Annotated in this window: 17 protein-coding genes; 11 read left to right on the top strand and 6 right to left on the bottom strand. The window is 69.9% G+C overall.

Going from position 1 to position 15307, the window contains the following annotated elements; genetic code table 11:
• Positions 1–65 precede the first annotated feature (65 nt).
• Entirely contained in the window at positions 66–3161 is a 3096-nt protein-coding gene (locus ABFY07_RS23615; RefSeq protein WP_346176410.1) for an AfsR/SARP family transcriptional regulator, read from the top strand.
• A gap of 435 nt (positions 3162–3596) precedes the next feature.
• Here the strand turns inward: ABFY07_RS23615 and ABFY07_RS23620 are convergent, their stop codons facing one another.
• Together ABFY07_RS23620 and ABFY07_RS23625 are read right to left on the bottom strand one after the other, a co-directional pair.
• The gene (locus ABFY07_RS23620) at positions 3597–3890 is read right to left on the bottom strand and encodes a DUF6087 family protein (RefSeq protein WP_346176411.1); all 294 of its coding nucleotides are present in this window, start codon (positions 3888–3890) and stop codon (positions 3597–3599) included.
• Positions 3891–3903: 13 nt separating this feature from the next.
• A complete protein-coding gene (locus tag ABFY07_RS23625; RefSeq protein WP_346176412.1) occupies positions 3904–4959 on the bottom strand; it encodes an NsdA family TPR-like regulatory protein in 1056 nt (351 codons plus the stop codon).
• A 154-nt stretch (positions 4960–5113) separates the two neighbouring features.
• On the opposite strand from ABFY07_RS23625, the gene ABFY07_RS23630 reads away from it, so the two are divergent.
• From ABFY07_RS23630 to ABFY07_RS23645, 4 genes are all read left to right on the top strand, one after another.
• Positions 5114–5380 carry a putative ATP-grasp-modified RiPP gene (locus ABFY07_RS23630; RefSeq protein ID WP_245738129.1) on the top strand — a complete coding sequence of 89 codons (267 nt, stop codon included), beginning with the start codon at positions 5114–5116 and terminating at the stop codon, positions 5378–5380.
• A 3-nt stretch (positions 5381–5383) separates the two neighbouring features.
• On the top strand, positions 5384–6382 hold the full coding sequence (tgmB, locus tag ABFY07_RS23635) for an ATP-grasp ribosomal peptide maturase (RefSeq protein WP_346176413.1): 999 nt from the start codon (positions 5384–5386) through the stop codon (positions 6380–6382).
• Positions 6360–7559, top strand: a complete 1200-nt coding sequence (gene tgmC, locus ABFY07_RS23640; protein WP_346176414.1) for an ATP-grasp peptide maturase system methyltransferase — start codon at positions 6360–6362, stop codon at positions 7557–7559. The genes tgmB and tgmC overlap by 23 nt, the downstream gene beginning before the upstream one ends.
• A gap of 114 nt (positions 7560–7673) precedes the next feature.
• A complete protein-coding gene (locus ABFY07_RS23645) occupies positions 7674–8198 on the top strand; it encodes a DUF6879 family protein (protein ID WP_346176467.1) in 525 nt (174 codons plus the stop codon).
• Positions 8199–8223: 25 nt separating this feature from the next.
• Here the strand turns inward: ABFY07_RS23645 and ABFY07_RS23650 are convergent, their stop codons facing one another.
• The gene (locus ABFY07_RS23650; protein WP_346176415.1) at positions 8224–8658 is read right to left on the bottom strand and encodes an ATP-binding protein; all 435 of its coding nucleotides are present in this window, start codon (positions 8656–8658) and stop codon (positions 8224–8226) included.
• A 169-nt stretch (positions 8659–8827) separates the two neighbouring features.
• Here ABFY07_RS23650 and ABFY07_RS23655 point away from each other — a divergent pair, with 169 nt between their 5' ends.
• Complete coding sequence (locus ABFY07_RS23655) at positions 8828–9721, top strand: helix-turn-helix domain-containing protein (RefSeq protein WP_346176416.1); 894 nt, start codon at positions 8828–8830, stop codon at positions 9719–9721.
• Between the two features lie 9 nt (positions 9722–9730).
• Complete coding sequence (locus tag ABFY07_RS23660) at positions 9731–9934, top strand: DUF397 domain-containing protein (RefSeq protein ID WP_346176417.1); 204 nt, start codon at positions 9731–9733, stop codon at positions 9932–9934.
• A gap of 30 nt (positions 9935–9964) precedes the next feature.
• Here the strand turns inward: ABFY07_RS23660 and ABFY07_RS23665 are convergent, their stop codons facing one another.
• Positions 9965–10960: a LysR family transcriptional regulator gene (locus ABFY07_RS23665; protein WP_346176418.1), complete on the bottom strand. Its 996-nt coding sequence runs from the start codon at positions 10958–10960 to the stop codon at positions 9965–9967.
• A 269-nt stretch (positions 10961–11229) separates the two neighbouring features.
• Between ABFY07_RS23665 and snpA the strand changes: the two genes are divergently transcribed.
• Both snpA and ABFY07_RS23675 read left to right on the top strand, forming a co-directional pair.
• A complete protein-coding gene (snpA, locus tag ABFY07_RS23670; protein WP_065964318.1) occupies positions 11230–11892 on the top strand; it encodes a snapalysin in 663 nt (220 codons plus the stop codon).
• Positions 11893–12147: 255 nt separating this feature from the next.
• On the top strand, positions 12148–12360 hold the full coding sequence (locus ABFY07_RS23675) for a hypothetical protein (RefSeq protein ID WP_346176419.1): 213 nt from the start codon (positions 12148–12150) through the stop codon (positions 12358–12360).
• 47 nt (positions 12361–12407) lie between these two features.
• Here the strand turns inward: ABFY07_RS23675 and ABFY07_RS23680 are convergent, their stop codons facing one another.
• Positions 12408–12827, bottom strand: a complete 420-nt coding sequence (locus ABFY07_RS23680) for an anti-sigma factor antagonist (protein WP_346176420.1) — start codon at positions 12825–12827, stop codon at positions 12408–12410.
• Between the two features lie 228 nt (positions 12828–13055).
• A complete protein-coding gene (locus ABFY07_RS23685; protein WP_346176421.1) occupies positions 13056–13448 on the bottom strand; it encodes an STAS domain-containing protein in 393 nt (130 codons plus the stop codon).
• A gap of 343 nt (positions 13449–13791) precedes the next feature.
• Between ABFY07_RS23685 and ABFY07_RS23690 the strand changes: the two genes are divergently transcribed.
• Positions 13792–14748 (top strand): beta-ketoacyl-ACP synthase III, encoded by a 957-nt coding sequence (locus ABFY07_RS23690; protein WP_346176422.1) that lies wholly within the window; start codon positions 13792–13794, stop codon positions 14746–14748.
• 130 nt (positions 14749–14878) lie between these two features.
• Positions 14879–15277: a VOC family protein gene (locus tag ABFY07_RS23695; protein WP_346176423.1), complete on the top strand. Its 399-nt coding sequence runs from the start codon at positions 14879–14881 to the stop codon at positions 15275–15277.
• The last annotated feature ends 30 nt before the right edge of the window (positions 15278–15307 follow it).

Here is a 15307-nt window from a genome sequence, read left to right on the forward strand (position 1 = left end):
AGAGTTGTCCCGATGTCATGCTTCCCTCACGGAGCGTTGCGGACCGGCGGTAAAGGGGAGCGCTGGTGGACTTCGAGATCTCGATCCTGGGACCCGTAGAACTGCGTACGGAGGGCCGCCCCGACCCGCTCGGATCCGCCAAGATCGCACTGATGCTCGCCGCCCTGGCCCTCGACGTGGGCAAACCGGTCGCCCTGGACACCCTGATCGAGCAGCTGTGGGACGGCGATCCGCCCGGCAAGCCACGGGCCAGCCTGCACTCCTGCGCGGCCAAGATCCGCCGGCGGCTGCCGCAGGCCGACGCGCCGGGCAGCCCGTCGCCGCTGATGCAGCGGGCCCACACGTACACCCTGGCCGTGGACCCGGAGGCCGTCGACTGGCACCGCTTCAACCGGCTGGCCGCCCAGGCCCGGTCGCTGTCCGACAGCGGCGACGACGCCCAGGCCCTGGCGCTGCTGCGGCAGGCGGAGGGCCTGTGGCGGGGCGAGCCGCTGGCCGGACTCGGCGGCCTGTGGGCGGAGAACGTCCGCGCGACCCTGCTGGAGGGGCGACTGGCCGCGACCCTCACCCGGATCGCCATCGAGTTCCGCCGGGGGCGCTTCGCGGAGCTGGTGGGCGAGTTGTCGGCGCTGGTCGCCCGGTACCCCACCGACGAGACCCTGATCCGCCACCTCATGGTGGCGGGTTACGGCAGCGGCCGGCAGGCCGACGCGCTGCGCACGTACGATCTCGCGCGGCGCCGCCTCAAGGAGGAGCTGGGCGCCGACCCGGGCGAGGCCCTGTCCCGCGCGCACCGGCTCATCCTGAACCGGGCCCCGGTGAGCGAGCTGCTCACCGACCACGCCCCGACCACCACTGCCGGCGCCACCACGGCCGCCCCGGCCGCCGCCGCCCCGAACAACCTGCCGGGCCACGCCGAACTCGTCGGCCGCCAGAAGGAGATGCGCGCGCTACAGGCCGTCCTCCAGGCACCCGACGAGGGGAGCGCGGTGATCGCGCTCCAGACCATCACCGGCATGGGCGGCGTCGGCAAGAGCCTGCTGGCCCTGCACGCCGCGCGCCGCCTCGCCAAGCGCTTCCCCGCAGGTCAGCTCTACATCGACCTCCAGGCCCACTCCGCCGGCCGGCACCCGCTGACTCCCGAGGCGGCCCTCACCACCCTGCTGCGCCTCCTCGGCGTGCCCGCCACCGCCGTCCCGCACGACCTGAACGAGCTGACGTCCCTGTGGCGCACCATGCTGGCCTCCCGCCGCGCCGTGATCGTGCTGGACGACGCCGCCGGCCCGGAGCAGGTACGCCCGCTGCTCCCCGGCAGCTCCTCCTCGCTGATCATCATCACCAGCCGCCGTCGTCTGGCCGGCCTCCCCGGCGTCCGCCCGCTCTTCCTCGACGTGCTGCCGACGGACGACGCGACCGCCCTCTTCCGGCGGCTGGTGGGGCCCGAACGCAGCCAGGACGCGAACGACGTGGCGAATATCGCCCGGTTGTGCGGCCATTTGCCACTCGCCATCGAACTCGCCGCGGGCCGCATGGTCTCCCGCCCCTCCTGGACGACCTCCCACCTCATTCAACGCCTGTCCCGGGCCCACGGCCGGCTCAATGAAATCCGCGACGTATACACCGACATCGCCCGCGTGTTCGAGATGTCGTACAACACCCTCACGGCCGGGCAGCAAACCGTCTTCCGCCTCCTCGGCCTCCACCTCGCCCCCGAATTCGGCCCGCACTCCGCCGCCGCGCTCTCCGGCCTCCCCCTGGAAGAGACCGAGCGGATCATCGACACACTCTTGGACGCCCACCTCCTTTCCGAACCCGCGCCCGACCGCTACCGCTTCCACGATCTTCTGGGCGAATACGCCCTCACCCTCACAGTCGCCGAGGACACCGAGGAAGACCGCGAACGCGCGGTCCAGCGGCTCATCGATTTCCACCTCAACGCCGCCGCCCAGGCTGACCGCATGATCTACCCCCGCCGAGCCCGCCTGGACCTCCACCTCGCCCCCTCCCCCTGCCCCCTCCCCACCTGGTCCGACGCCCAGGACGCCAAGCGCTGGCTCACCGCCGAACGCACCGCCCTCGTCGCCGCCGAACGCCACGCCCGCACCCACCACCCCGCCCAGGCCGCCCAGTTCGCCCACGTCCTGGCCGGTTTCCTGGACGCCGAGGGCTACTGGGCCGAAGCCCAGCGCATGCACGACCACGCGGCCACCCACTGGCGCACCACCAACAACCCCCGCGCGGAGGCCCGCGCGCTGATCGACCTCAGCGCCACGCTGACCCACTCCGCGCGCTATCCACAGGCAGTGGACTGCGCCCGTCGGGCGCTGACACTCGCGCAGAACCTCCATGACCCAACAGCGGAGGCCGAAGCGGTCCACCTCCTGGGAGTCCTGCACTGGCATCTGGGCCGACTGGACGAGGCGCTCACCTTTCAGCGGGAGGCTCTGGAAATCCGTTCGCGCTCAGACGATCAGTGGCAAGTTGCTCGGTCGCAGAACAATCTGGGCATCACCCTCTTGCACCTGGGCAGCCACCTGTCCGCCAAGGATTCTTTCGAAGCCGCACTCAAAGGATTCCGGGAGGTCGGTGACCACCGAGAGGAATCGCACGTACTGAACAACATGTCGGATCTGTTCCTGAGCACCGGAGACCGGGAATCAGCTCGCCAGGTATTGGAGAATTCGCTCCGCATCAGCATGGCGACGGGAAGCCGCTCGGATCAGGCAGTTGCTCAATTCAATCTGGCCAATATCCTCAACCTTCCAGAAGACCTTGAAGCGGCTCTGGACCTGTACAGGCAAGCCCTTTTCTCGTTCCGGCAGTTAGGTGACAGACGGAATGAATCCATCGCCCTGAACAGCATCGGTTCCGCATTCCACGCGGCGGGAAGAGAGCATGAAGCGGCAGCACACCACAGAAGCGCGCTCGCTCTGGCGAAGGGCATAGGAGCGGCACTCGAAGAGACTCAGGCGTTGCGCTGCCTCGGATTGGCCGAACGCCGGCTGGGGGACCTGCAATCGGCGTCAGACCACCTCGAAGCAGCCCTCGGCCTCGCCCGGCGACTCCGCTTCCCCGAGGAGCAGCGGCGCGCGCTCGACACCCTGACCGACATCCGCTTGCAGCTCAGCATGCGTGAGCGCGCGACGGCCAGCGGGAAGTAAGCATTTGTGATCTCAAAGGCCAGTGGATCTTACCTCACCACGGCGCTCAACCGCCGCGCCACCAGCAAGTTTCACACCTACGAGTGATCCGTTTTGGCAACTAGACGACCATGGTGTTCACTCCTGCGCATGAAGCAAGCGATCATGAAGACCGCAGCCGCTCTGCTGACCGCGACCGCGGTTGTTTTTGTGGCGGCCATCTGCATACCGTCCGCCCCGCCGTGCGCCGTACAGGCCGCCGTCGTCCACAATTCAATTATTTAACCTGTCAGTTCGTGTGTCCGTCGATGACCCGCCTCGCCTCCCGACCAGGCTTCCCTGCCAGTGCCGGAACGTTTACTCACGTCTCTCGCCCAGCCGTCAGGAATGTCGATGCGGGTCGGTGGGAGCGAAGGAGCAAAAGGCCGCCCCGTCGCGCGACGGCGGGTGCTGCCTCTACTCTTCACCATCCGCCGTGCCGGGATCGAGATCACGCACCCACACCTGCGCCGCAGCGAGATCGGGAGCGGTGCCGACTGGTTCGTACCCGAAACCGGTCCACTCCTCCAGAACCCTCGTTTCGCTGGGGTGGAGGTGGCCGGCGCCACCGTGCAGCGGGCGGTGGCGCCGGTACTGGTCCATGGGCGCACGTCGTCTCTTGACGTAGGCAGCGAGCGGGTCGTCGGGGTCGAGAGGTGCGGTGGTAAGGGATGGCTGGTTCGGTGGCCCGGGTCGGCGGTGCTTACCCATGGTTCCGATGGTCTCAGGCCGCGACGGTCGTCGGCCTGGCGGCGGCGAGGTCCTTCGCACGTCCCCGGACCTCTTCGACCGATGTGGTGCGGTAACGGCGGGTGGCGTCCAGCAGACTGTTGAGCCGGGAGGCCACGAGCGTGGAGTCGACGCGGGCAGCGTCGTCCAGCGCCTGCTGGGCAGCGGCGGCGGCCTGCTCGACCTCGTCCTCGTCGAAGAGAGCAGCGGCCCGCCCGGCGCGGTCCATGACGCGGACCCGTTCGAAGCCGGGGGCTCGCAGTTCCAGCGCATCCTGGAAGTAGACGCTCGCGGGACGGTGGGGACGGCCGAGTACGCCGAGATCGCGGGCGGACACGGCACGGGCGCCGGTGTGTTCGGCAGCGTCGAAGTACGCGAGCCACGCAGGCACTTCGCCCAGGCTGTCAGCCAAAAGATCGTCGGCGGCGCTTAGGTGCATCTCGGCTTCGTCCTCGTCACCGAGCGCCGCGTGCACCCGGCCGGTCTGCGAAGCGACCAAAGCCTTCACCGCAGGCCGGTCAGCCTTCGCGGCGGCCACTTCAAGGAGGCCGATGGCATCGCGCCCCTCTTCGAGCGCGACGACGGTGTCGGTGCCGAATCCCTGGTGGGCCCGGTTCAGAGGCCGGGCCGTACCGCCCAACATCCGCTCGGCAGCGAGAATCAACGGGGCTCCAACAGCGAGCTTGAGGGTTTCGCGGCGGTCCATGAACAGGTCCATCTGCGTCCATCCGGCCAAGGTCTGGGCGGCTGCTTCGGTCAGCAGCGGGACCTGGATCGTATCCAGAACTGCTCCGGCGGCCGTGAGGCCGAGATCACCGGGTGTGAGCGGCTGGTCGACCGTCTCGGAAAGCACGGCGGCGAGCACGCTGGGCACCGGCGTGCGGGGACGTTCGCCGTCGATCCAGCGGCGGACGCGGGCGGCGTCCGGGGTGATCTGGCGGTGACCTCGACGAACCGCTTCGGCGGCGACCCGGCGGGCGATCTCGCAGTGGGACAGACCGGTCGCTGCGATCCACAGGGCGAGGTGCGGGTTGTTGGTCCTGCTAGCCATCGATGCTCGCCCTTCCAACACCGAGTCACGGAGCATAACTTTTACGCCACGTTTCGCGACACCTACGCTACTGGTCAGACCCTGTGCGGTGGGCAGATTCTGATCAGGCGGGGCCGTCTGGCTACCCGCCTGATGTGAGGGAAGGGGATTCCGTATGGAGACGCTTGCACCCGAGGCTCCGTGGGCTATGCGGCTGGTCACCGACCGGCTGCCGGCGGCCCCGCCGGCGTACGCGACAGTGACGCTGGACGAGGCCACGCAGACCGCCCGCTACACCGACGCCGCCGGCCAGGTGGTGGAGATGGGCAAGCATGGCACCAACAAGACCAAGGGCACTGCCTCGGTGTCCGGCGGCGGTGACGGACAGACCCCGCAGCCGCAGACCCAGGACGACAACACCACCGACTACGAGTCGGACTGATCAGTGGCTCCCCTCGTTCTGGTCGTCACGTCCCTGGAGGACGTCACCGCCGACCTCGTCATCACCGCGCTGAACGAGCGCGAGGTGCCCGTCGCCCGCATCGATCCGGCCGATATCGGACCCGACCTGACCTTCGGTGCCCACATCGGCGCCGGAGCACCGGTATGGGGTGGGCGGCTGCGTACGGCAAGCCGCGAGGTGGAGCTGGGGGATGTGGCGGCGGTGTACTACCGCCGCCCCACCCCGTACTCCGCCCGCTTCGCCCACCTTCCAGCCCAGCAACGCGAATTCGCCACCGCCGAGGCCCGGCACGGCCTCGGCGGCATCCTGCACAACCTGCGCAGCGCCCGGTACGTGAACCATCCAGCCGCTGTCAGCCGTGCGGACTTCAAGCCCGCCCAACTGCAACGCTTCACCGAACTCGGGCTCACCATCCCGGCGACGCTCATCACCAACGACGCTGAGCAGGCCCGAAAGTTCGCCGCTGAGCACGACCTCATCATCTACAAGCCGTTCCGCGGGCTGCCCGCAAGTGAGGACGGGCACGCTGGAGCGATCTGGGCCCAGCGCGTCGATCCCGGCACCTTCGACGACTCGCTCACCGTAATGCCACACTTGTTCCAGGCCGAGATCCCCAAGAGCGGCGACGCGCGGATCACCGTGGTCGGGCGGCAGGTGTTCGCCAGCCGCGTCGAGGCGCCGGACGGCGCCCTGGACTGGCGTCGAGGCGACTGGAACGACCTCATCCACACACCCATCGGCGTCCCAGCCCCGGTCGAGGCTGCGCTGCACAGCTACCTGGCCTCGTTTGGCCTCGCCTTCGGTTGTTTCGACTTCGCCCTTACCGGGGACGAACACCTGCCTGAATCCTGGACAGCCCTTGAGTGCAATCCGAACGGGCAATGGGGATGGCTGCCCGAAGCCCCAGCCATCACCGAGGCGTTCGCCGACATCCTGAGCGGAAAGGAGGCGACGGCCCATGACCATGCCCGCCAACATTGAGACCGACGCGGCCCGCCTGCGCGAGGCCATGACCAAGTCTCTCACCGCGGATGGCGTGCTCGCCGATCCAGCGTGGTATCACGCGACCGCGACGGTGCCCCGCCACCGGTTCGTGCCCGGCTTCTACCTGCCCGCCGACGAGCGCGACGGGCAGGGGATGACGATGTGGGAGCCGGTTACCGCCGAGCTCGACTACGGCCGGTGGCTGGCCGCCGCATACTCCGACACCACACTGATCACGCAGCTCGACGGCGCCGAAGTGGACTGGAAGCAACCGACCGTCCGGCGCGGCGGGGCCCCGACCTCGTCGTCCACCCTGCCGTCGCTCGTGCTGCGAATGTGGGCGGACGCGGATGTCTCCGAGGATCACACGGTGCTGGAGATCGGCACCGGGACCGGCTACTCCACCGCGCTCGCGTGCGAACGCCTTGGTTCCGCCAACCTCACCAGCATCGAGGTGGACCCGCACCGCCTGGAAGCGGCGGCGAACGCACTGTTCGGCCTGGGCTATACCCCCACACTCGCGGTCGCCGACGGGCTTTACGGCTACTGGCCCGAGGCACCCTTCGACCGGATCGTGGCCGCATGCTCTTTCCGCGCCGTCCCTCCGGCCCTCATCTCCCAGACCCGGCCGGGAGGGAAGATCCTGCTCACCCTCAGCGGCTGGCTCTACGGATACGCCCGTGTCCTGCTGACCGTCGGGGACGACCACACCGCCGAGGGCCAGTTGCTCAGCGGCACCGTCTCCTTCATGTCCGCCCGGACGCACGCCGCCCCCGCGTTCGGGAACCCCGCCCACTGGGCGGCTGGTCTTCCCAAGACGGGCCGCAAGGCGAAGCACAGCCCCGAGCGGATCACCGCCGTCACTGAGGAAGCCTTCCACCTGAGATTCCTCGCCCAAAGCGCCGTGCCGGACGCACAGATGACCACGGTCGGCGAGGCGATACTCCTCGCCGACGTCATCACCGGATCCGCCGCTACCCTCACCCCAGGCGACGGTACGTGGCAGGTGCGACAAAGCGGCCCGGTCAAGCTATGGGACCGCATTGAGACGGTCCTGAGCGCCTACGATGCGGCGGGGCGGCCGGGGCCGGAGACGTTTCGGCTGCACGTCTACGACGGCGGACAGCACCTGCGCCACCCGCACATGCCCGGCCTCCCTCTGCCGATGCCTTAGGCAGGCCGCGGCGTTCCAGGTCCCTCGTCAGCTCGTTGCCGTCCGGCTGGCGGCGCCGGGCTGTCGTGACGGTGAAGGAGCTGATGAAACGTGGCGGAGCCTGTCGGTCGTGTCATGTCGTCGAACGTGCCGAGCTTCGCTGAGCTGTTCCGCGACTGCGAACACTCGGCTGTCCACCTTGAGATGCGCGATACATACGCCGTGGACTACGAGAAGTCCGGCTTCGCGGCGTGGCAGCAGGGTCACCGGCTCAACCCGGACGACCGCGCCTCATGGTGGCGCCCATGGCTCGACCTGGTCTCCGAGACGGTCGCCCGTGGCGTGGCCATCCGGCGCGCCCGGATCGTCTCCGAACCGGTGACCGACTACATCAAGTTCGAGCACAGCGGCACGTTCACCAACATCGAGGCCGGCGAAAAAGTGCGGTGGTTGCCGAGGCGTCGCGCCTCTGATCTTTCCCTGCCCGGCAACGACTTCTGGCTGTATGACGACAGATTGGTCAGGTTCAACCACTTCACCGGCGAGGGCACCTCTCTCGGCGGTGAGATGGTCGATGATCCAGCCGTCGTCGAGCTGTGCTCGTCCGCGTTCGAAGCCGTCTGGGAGCGCGCTACTCCCCACCGGGACTACGAGGTCTGACGAGCCCGTCCGCACCCTGGACAGGTCATGAGCCCGCGCCGCCGACCTGGAACCACACCGCCTTACCAGGGCCGGGCCCGTGGTGGCAGACGCCCCACTCGGTGGCGCAGTTGTCGATGAGAAAGAGTCCTCGGCCGTTTTCGGCCTCTGTTTCCGCCCTGGTGAGAGCGCGCGGCGACGGCATGCCGGGAGCGTCGTCGGTGACGAGGACGCGGAGTGTGCCGAGGGCGGCCCACTCGGCGTAGAGGGTGACGGGTGCCGCGCAACCGCTGCGCCGGCAGGCAGTGACGGCGTTGGTGACGGCCTCCGAGGTGAGGAGGAGGGCCGTGTCGGCGAGGTCGGGGCGATTGGCGGTGTGCAACGCGGTGCGTACGGCTTCGCGGGCGGTGCGGACCCAGTTCGGGTCGGGCGGGAAGACGAGGGAGAAGTCGGCACGGGGGTGCTCTGGGCTCGTGGGCATGTGGCCTCCTTCGGCCAAGGGCCGGACGGCGTGCGCCGGTTGGGCGATTCGTCTTCGACGGTAGAGAGGCAGGTTTCCAGTCTGCAACCCAGATGGCCTGATTCCCCCCAACGAGTGGCTCCCCGCCGCCCCAGACGGGCAGACTGCTGTCGATCACAAGGAGGGCGCCATGGGCCTACGGGCCAACCCGACGCAACGGCAGCGACGACTGGGCCTGGAACTGCGAAGGCTTCGCAACGAGTGCGGCTTGTCGGCAGCAGAAGCGGGAGCCTTCGCAGGACTCGGCTCGCCACACCTCGGGCACATCGAGGCGGGGCGAACAGCCATTCCCGAGGCAAAGCTCCGCGCACTACTTACCGCATATGGTTGCCAGGACGAAACTCTCGTCGAAGGGCTGGTGGCCATGAGTGGGTCAACGGGGAAGGGATGGTGGTCGGACTACCGCCAATCTCCCCTGAAAGACAGCATCCGCGACCTCGCGGAACTGGAATCGACTGCCGTCGCTCATCGCTCGTTCCAGTGGATGTACGTGCCGGGGCTGCTCCAGACGCCGGAGTACGTCCGAGCACTCATCGCCGGTGGCGAGGTCGACGCCACCCCTGGCGAGTTGGACACCTATGTCGAGTTCCGGCTGAAGCGGCAGGAAGTCCTGACGGGAGACCCCCCGCCCGTCTTCCACGCGGTCATCCATGAAGCGGCCTTCCACATGCAGTTCGTGGACACCGAGATCATGCGAGGCCAGATCGAGCACCTGGTGGAGATGGCCAGGCTGCCCAACATCCACATTCAGCTGCTGCCGTTCAGAACGAGCCTTTCGCCCGCGACCCCGGCCACCCCGTTCGTCCTCCTCGAAGCCGAGGCGCCCGAGCTGAACACGGTCTACGTGCAGCACCCCGTGTCATCCGCCTTCCTCGAAGACCAAGCACATCTCACCCAGTACGGCACGGCCTTCGAGCGTCTCAGCGCCGCCGCGCTGCCACCGATTGACCCGGTGCCCGAACAGGAGTCCTATAAGAGGAGCGATTCGCTTAGGCTCGTGCAGCACCTCTTGTACACCCTGTGAGGAGACCTGATGTCCGGGCTCACGTGGCGGAAGTCGAGCTACAGCAGCGGTTTGGGAAGTTCCGAATGCGTCGAGGTCGCGGCGTCGCCCCGAAACCTCATACTCCTCCGGGAGAGCGACGATCCGACCGCCGTCATCACCACCGTCCCGGCGCGGTGGGCCACCTTCGTGCGAGGGGTCAAGCGCGGCGACTTCGACCGACTCCCCCAGTAGCCGACCTGGGCAACGGCCACGGGCCCGCCCTCACGCCGAGGCCTCACGGACCGGGGGTGGGGCGGATCGCGTGGCGTCGCGGGTGGGCAGGAGGGGGCTGTTGTTGCGGAGGAGCCACTGGCGGTATGCGCTGCTCGACCAGGCGGCCTCGACGTAGGAGTCCCTGAGGTCGCGGAAGAGGGCGTCCGCGGTGGCTGGGTCGGCCCGGGAGGCCAGGGAGAGGCGGAGGGTGAGGGGGTCGTCGAGGAGGGGGCGGATGGCGAGGCCCGGGCGGGGGATGGCGGTGGGGCGGCAGGGGGTGACGAGTTCGGCGGAGGCGACGAGGTCGGCCGCGGTGGGGTAGTCGCCGTGGACGATCCGGGGGGTGTGGCCCGCCGTGGTGAAGGCGCGGCGGAGGGCGGCTTCCTGGCCGTCGAGGGCGGGGTCGATCATCCGGAGGTCGGCGGGGAGGTCGGCGAGGGGATCGACGGGGCGGGCGGCGGCGGGGTGGAGGGCGGGGAGGGCGACGAACTGGGGCTCGCGGGCGACGAGGACGCGTCTGTGGACGCCGTCGGGGACGCGCGGTGGGGCGTCTTCGGGCTCGTGGACGAAGGCGACGTCCAGGTGGCCGTCGGAGACCATCCGGAGCAGCGAGTCGGCCCGGACGTCTATGTGGATGGTGGGGTCCGCGTCGGGGAAGCGGGCGCGGAGTCTGCGCAGCCACCCGGCCATGGCCTGGCTGCCCATGCTGCCGACGCGCAGCCGGGCGCCCGTGGTCCGGCCGGCTTCCTGCCTGGCCTCGGTGACGAGGGCGTTCATTTCGGCCACGATGGGGCGGGCCCGGCACAGGACGGAGTGCCCCAGGGGGGTCGGTCGGCTGCCGGTGAGCTCCCGCCAGAACAGCCGGCCGCCGATGGCGTTCTCGATGCGCCTGAGCTGGGTGGTCAAGGAGGGCTGGCTCATGCCCAGCTGGCGGGCGGCCTTCCGTAAGCTGCCGGTGTCGGCGATGGCGCACAGTGCGCGAAGGTGCCTGACCTCGAGCTCCACGGCGTGAGCATAACGGCGTGTCAGGAGGTCACACCAGACACGCAACACCCACGAACCACACATCCCGGGCGCCGAATTGGCGTCCAAGGGACGGCCGGAAAGGCACGGTTGTTCGGGGGTTATGTGATGGTGCTATCGCCAGTTGATATCTCCGCGTGGCGCCGGATCTCGCCAAGACTTCGGGGCACCAAGCGTTCATTCCACGGCCTCGGTCCGCCACCCCACGGGGGCGGCGGCCGGGGCCTGACGGACGATGAGGAGCCCCCCACATGAGATTCTCCACGTCGGCGCTCGTGGCGACGCTGGGCCTCGGCCTGGCCTCGACCCTGTCCGCCGTCCCCGCCTCCGCCGCCGCGCCCGACAGCGGCGCCGTCGGCCACACCGCCACGTCCGCGTACGTCTCCAGCGGCGAGAGCCGCGGCGACACCGACGCCTTCCTGAAGGCAGTGGTCAAGTCGGTGCTGGCCAAGCGCGGCGTGGTGCCCGGCGCGCAGGCCGTCACCGTCACCTACAGCACGAGCAAGGCGCCGACCTTCAAGTCCCAGATAGCCCGCTCCACCCAGATCTGGAACTCCTCGGTGCGCAACGTGCAGCTGAGGGAGGGCAGCAACGCGGACTTCGAGTACCGCGAGGGCAACGACCCCAGCGGCTCGTACGCGAGCACGGACGGCCACGGCAACGGCTACATCTTCCTGGACTACGCGCAGAACAAGCAGTACGACTCCACCCGTGTCACCGCGCACGAGACGGGCCATGTGCTCGGGCTGCCGGACCACTACTCGGGTCCGTGCAGCGAGCTGATGTCGGGCGGCGGGCCGGGGACGTCCTGCAAGAACGCACAGCCCAACGCGGCCGAGATCAGCAGGGTGAACCAGCTGTGGGCCAACGGCCTGGCCGGCCTCGGCGAGACGCTCGAGGTGAACGCCCGGTAGGCCTCGCGCCCACCGAGTCACCCACCGACTCGCCCACCGAGTCACCCACCGACTCGCCCACGGACTCGTCCACCGACTCGTCCAGCACCTCGCCCCCGGCGACTCGCCCCGCGACCCGTACCGCACCCGGCACCCCGCTCCACGCCGGGTGCGGTCCGGTGTCCGCCGGGAGTACCGTAAAGGCCACGAGAGCATTTCGCCGTATACCGGCCGGATTCCCCCGGGCTGGGATCCGGCCCCGTGGGAGTGATCACCATGGAGACCGTCGTCACGGTGGCCGTGATCGTCGCGCTGATCGCCGTGGGCGTCCTGGTGATCCATCGACTCAACGCCCAGCACGGCAGTCGGGTCTCCGCCCTCCGTTACGGCGACACTCCGCCCGGACAGCGCCCCCTGCGCCACCACCGCGCCCTCGCCCGCTGGCGGCCCGGGCGCCGGGCGACCCCGGGCCGGGGGCGGCGGAGCTGAGGCGGCGGTCCGCCGGGAACCGGCGGCCGCGGCCCCCGGGTGGCGCGTCAGTCCTCGCGCAGCGCGTCGGCCAGCGTCGGCACCGGGCACAGTACGTCGAGGAGCCCGCCCACCCGCAGCGTGCGCAGGATCAGGGGGCTGTCGCAGACCACCCGCAGCCGCCCGCCGCGGTCCCGCACCCGGCGGTAGGCGCGGCACACCAGCTCGAGCCCGGAGCAGTCGAAGAAACGGGTCGGGGTCAGGTCGATGACGACGGCGGGGGCCGGCGGGGAGGTGACCCGGTCCAGCTCCAGCCCGATGGACTCCCGCCCGACGATGTCGATCTCGCCATGGAGCTCCACGACGGTGTACCCGCCGACGCCGTACGTACAGGCGCGGGGCGGCGTGCCCCGGTCCGCGCGGACGCCCTCGGGGGCGATGGCGGCAAGCGGGGGCGCCTCCCGGCGGGGAGCGCCTTGCTGCGTCATCGGGAAATCACCTCGGAACGGCACACTGCCCCCTTTCACCATCGTTAGGGTCCCGGAAGCGGGCAGCGTCGGCATCGGGACGGATACCACCGGGGTCCTGGGTGACGTGCCGCGAGCGTAGAGGGGTGACCGCCGGTTACGGAGGTCGGGACCCGATTTTTCCCGGTGTAAATGCGCTCGTGCGAGTGAATTTCTGTTCTTCCTATTGACACCTGTTAGGGACGCGCTTCACGCGAGGGCGCCGTTGCCCCCTCCGGCGCTCACCTCTCCCGACCGCGCGACCGCCAGGGCCAGGTCGTCCACGACCTCGAAGGCGTCCTCGAGCCGGACCATCCGCAGCAGCCGGAGGAACCGCGGGTCGACGATCACCAGCCGCAGCCGCCCGCCCCGCTCCAGCACGCGATTGCGCAACCGGCACAGCAACGACACCCCGGAACAGTCCAGGAAGGTCACCATCCGCAGGTCCAGAACCAGGTTCGGGCGCGCGGGGCGGGCGAGGGAGTCGAGGCGGGCGGAGATCCTCGCCGCGGCCAGGATGTCCAGCTCGCCCGTGATCTCCGCCACCGTGACACCGCCGAGCACGCGCACCCGGACACCGAATGCGGGCCGATCGTCAAGCATGAGTGAAGCCCCCTTGGGCTGAGGGAGGCGCGACCCTGTCAGTACATGACATACCCATCTATCCGCTCACCAGTCAACGAACGGGCGGGCAAGTGTCGTTGGCGTATGTACCCCGGCTGTGTGAACAACCTCCGCCGGGGCCGGACACCCTCTAGGGATCCGGCCGCGCGGCTGGAAAGGCCGAAAGCTCCAGATCTCGGGGCGCAAGATTGGCATCTACCGGCGTGCCCGGTGCCCGTGCGCCCCCACAAGACTGGGGGTGACGTACCCCCGACCGGCCGCCCGCCTCGCCCGCACACCCGGGCAGCGGCCGTGGGGACACCCGCGCGAAGGGGCAGACAGCATGACGGGTTCACGCATAGCGGCCGTCGGCCACTACCAGCCCGCGAGGGTGCTCACCAACGACGACCTGACGGCCCTCGTCGACACCAGCGACGAGTGGATCCGCACCCGGGTCGGGATCCGCACCCGGCGCATCGCCCGCGCCGACGAGACGGTGGACGAGATGGCCGCCGCGGCGGCCGGCAAGGCGCTCGCCGCCAGCGGCCTCACCCCCGCCGACATCGACCTCGTGCTCGTCGCCACCTCCACGGCCATCGACCGCAGCCCCAACATGGCGGCCCGCGTCGCCGCCCGGCTCGGCCTCGGCTCCCCCGTCACCATGGACGTCAACGTGGTGTGCGCCGGCTTCACCCACGCCCTGGCCACCACCGACCACACCATCCGGGCCGGGTCGGCCACCGCCGCCCTGGTCATCGGGGCCGACAAGTTCACCGACACGGCCGACTGGACCGACCGCTCCACCTGCGTCCTGCTCGGCGACGGCGCGGGCGCCGCCGTCGTGGTGGCCGACGAGCAGCCGGACGCGGAGCGCGTCCCGGGCATCGGGCCGGTGGTCTGGGGCTCGGTGCCCGAGATGGGCCACGCGGTGCGGATCGAGGGCACCCCGCCCCGCTTCGCGCAGGAGGGCCAGACCGTCTACCGCTGGGCCACCACCCAGCTGCCCCCCATCGCGCGCGAGGTGTGCGCGCGGGCCGGGATCGCGCCCGAGGAGCTGGCCGGGGTGGTGCTGCACCAGGCGAACCTGCGGATCATCGAGCCGGTCGCGCGCAAGCTCGGCGCGACGAACGCGGTCATCGCGCGCGATGTCGTCGAGTCCGGCAACACCTCGGCGGCCAGCGTGCCCCTCGCGCTGTCCAAGCTGGTCGAGCGGGGGGAGATCGCTCCGGGCGGGCCGGTGCTGCTCTTCGCCTTCGGCGGCAACCTGTCGTACGCGGGGCAGGTCGTCCGCTGCCCCTGAACCCCCTGGGCCTCTGCCCTGAGCCCCCTGGGCCGCTGCCGTTGAGCCCCCTGGGCCGCCCGCGTACGAAGGGCGTGTCGCGTCCGATTCGTTCAAGACCCTCGGGGCCCCGCCTGCCTACGCTGCCCGCATGACAGCACGATTCGACGCGATCGGCCTGGTCGTGACCGACCTGGCCGCCTCACTCGCCTTCTACCGCCGGCTCGGTGTGGACATCCCCGCCGACGCCGACACCCAGCCGCATGTCGAAGCGACCCTGCCGGGCGGGCTGCGCCTGATGTGGGACCCCATCGAGACCGTCCGCTCCTTCGATCCGGACTGGACTCCGGCGACGGGCGGGTCCGGGCGCATCGGGCTGGCCTTCGCGTGCGACAGCCCGGCGGACGTGGACAAGACGTACGCCGAGCTCGTACGGTCCGGCGCGCGCGGCTACAAGGAGCCCTGGGACGCGTTCTGGGGGCACCGCTACGCCACCCTCCTCGACCCGGACGGCAACGGCGTCGACCTGTTCGCGCCCCTGCCGGGCTGACAGGGGCGCGAACAGGGCTGACCGGACTGA

This window comes from Streptomyces sparsogenes subsp. cuspidosporus (genome assembly GCF_039532705.1).
Classification (GTDB): domain Bacteria; phylum Actinomycetota; class Actinomycetes; order Streptomycetales; family Streptomycetaceae; genus Streptomyces; species Streptomyces sparsogenes.

Excerpts from the sequence above, each read along its gene's own strand:
- tgmC (WP_346176414.1), top strand. The coding sequence starts at position 6,360 with ATGACCATGCCCGCCAACATTGAGACCGACGCGGCCCGCCTGCGCGAG.
- ABFY07_RS23630 (WP_245738129.1), top strand. The coding sequence starts at position 5,114 with ATGGAGACGCTTGCACCCGAGGCTCCGTGGGCTATGCGGCTGGTCACC.
- ABFY07_RS23695 (WP_346176423.1), top strand. The coding sequence starts at position 14,879 with ATGACAGCACGATTCGACGCGATCGGCCTGGTCGTGACCGACCTGGCC.
- ABFY07_RS23620 (WP_346176411.1), bottom strand. The coding sequence starts at position 3,890 with ATGGGTAAGCACCGCCGACCCGGGCCACCGAACCAGCCATCCCTTACC.
- ABFY07_RS23645 (WP_346176467.1), top strand. The coding sequence starts at position 7,674 with ATGTCGTCGAACGTGCCGAGCTTCGCTGAGCTGTTCCGCGACTGCGAA.
- ABFY07_RS23675 (WP_346176419.1), top strand. The coding sequence starts at position 12,148 with ATGGAGACCGTCGTCACGGTGGCCGTGATCGTCGCGCTGATCGCCGTG.
- ABFY07_RS23650 (WP_346176415.1), bottom strand. The coding sequence starts at position 8,658 with ATGCCCACGAGCCCAGAGCACCCCCGTGCCGACTTCTCCCTCGTCTTC.
- ABFY07_RS23680 (WP_346176420.1), bottom strand. The coding sequence starts at position 12,827 with ATGACGCAGCAAGGCGCTCCCCGCCGGGAGGCGCCCCCGCTTGCCGCC.
- ABFY07_RS23690 (WP_346176422.1), top strand. The coding sequence starts at position 13,792 with ATGACGGGTTCACGCATAGCGGCCGTCGGCCACTACCAGCCCGCGAGG.
- ABFY07_RS23625 (WP_346176412.1), bottom strand. The coding sequence starts at position 4,959 with ATGGCTAGCAGGACCAACAACCCGCACCTCGCCCTGTGGATCGCAGCG.
- ABFY07_RS23655 (WP_346176416.1), top strand. The coding sequence starts at position 8,828 with ATGGGCCTACGGGCCAACCCGACGCAACGGCAGCGACGACTGGGCCTG.
- ABFY07_RS23660 (WP_346176417.1), top strand. The coding sequence starts at position 9,731 with ATGTCCGGGCTCACGTGGCGGAAGTCGAGCTACAGCAGCGGTTTGGGA.
- snpA (WP_065964318.1), top strand. The coding sequence starts at position 11,230 with ATGAGATTCTCCACGTCGGCGCTCGTGGCGACGCTGGGCCTCGGCCTG.
- ABFY07_RS23685 (WP_346176421.1), bottom strand. The coding sequence starts at position 13,448 with ATGCTTGACGATCGGCCCGCATTCGGTGTCCGGGTGCGCGTGCTCGGC.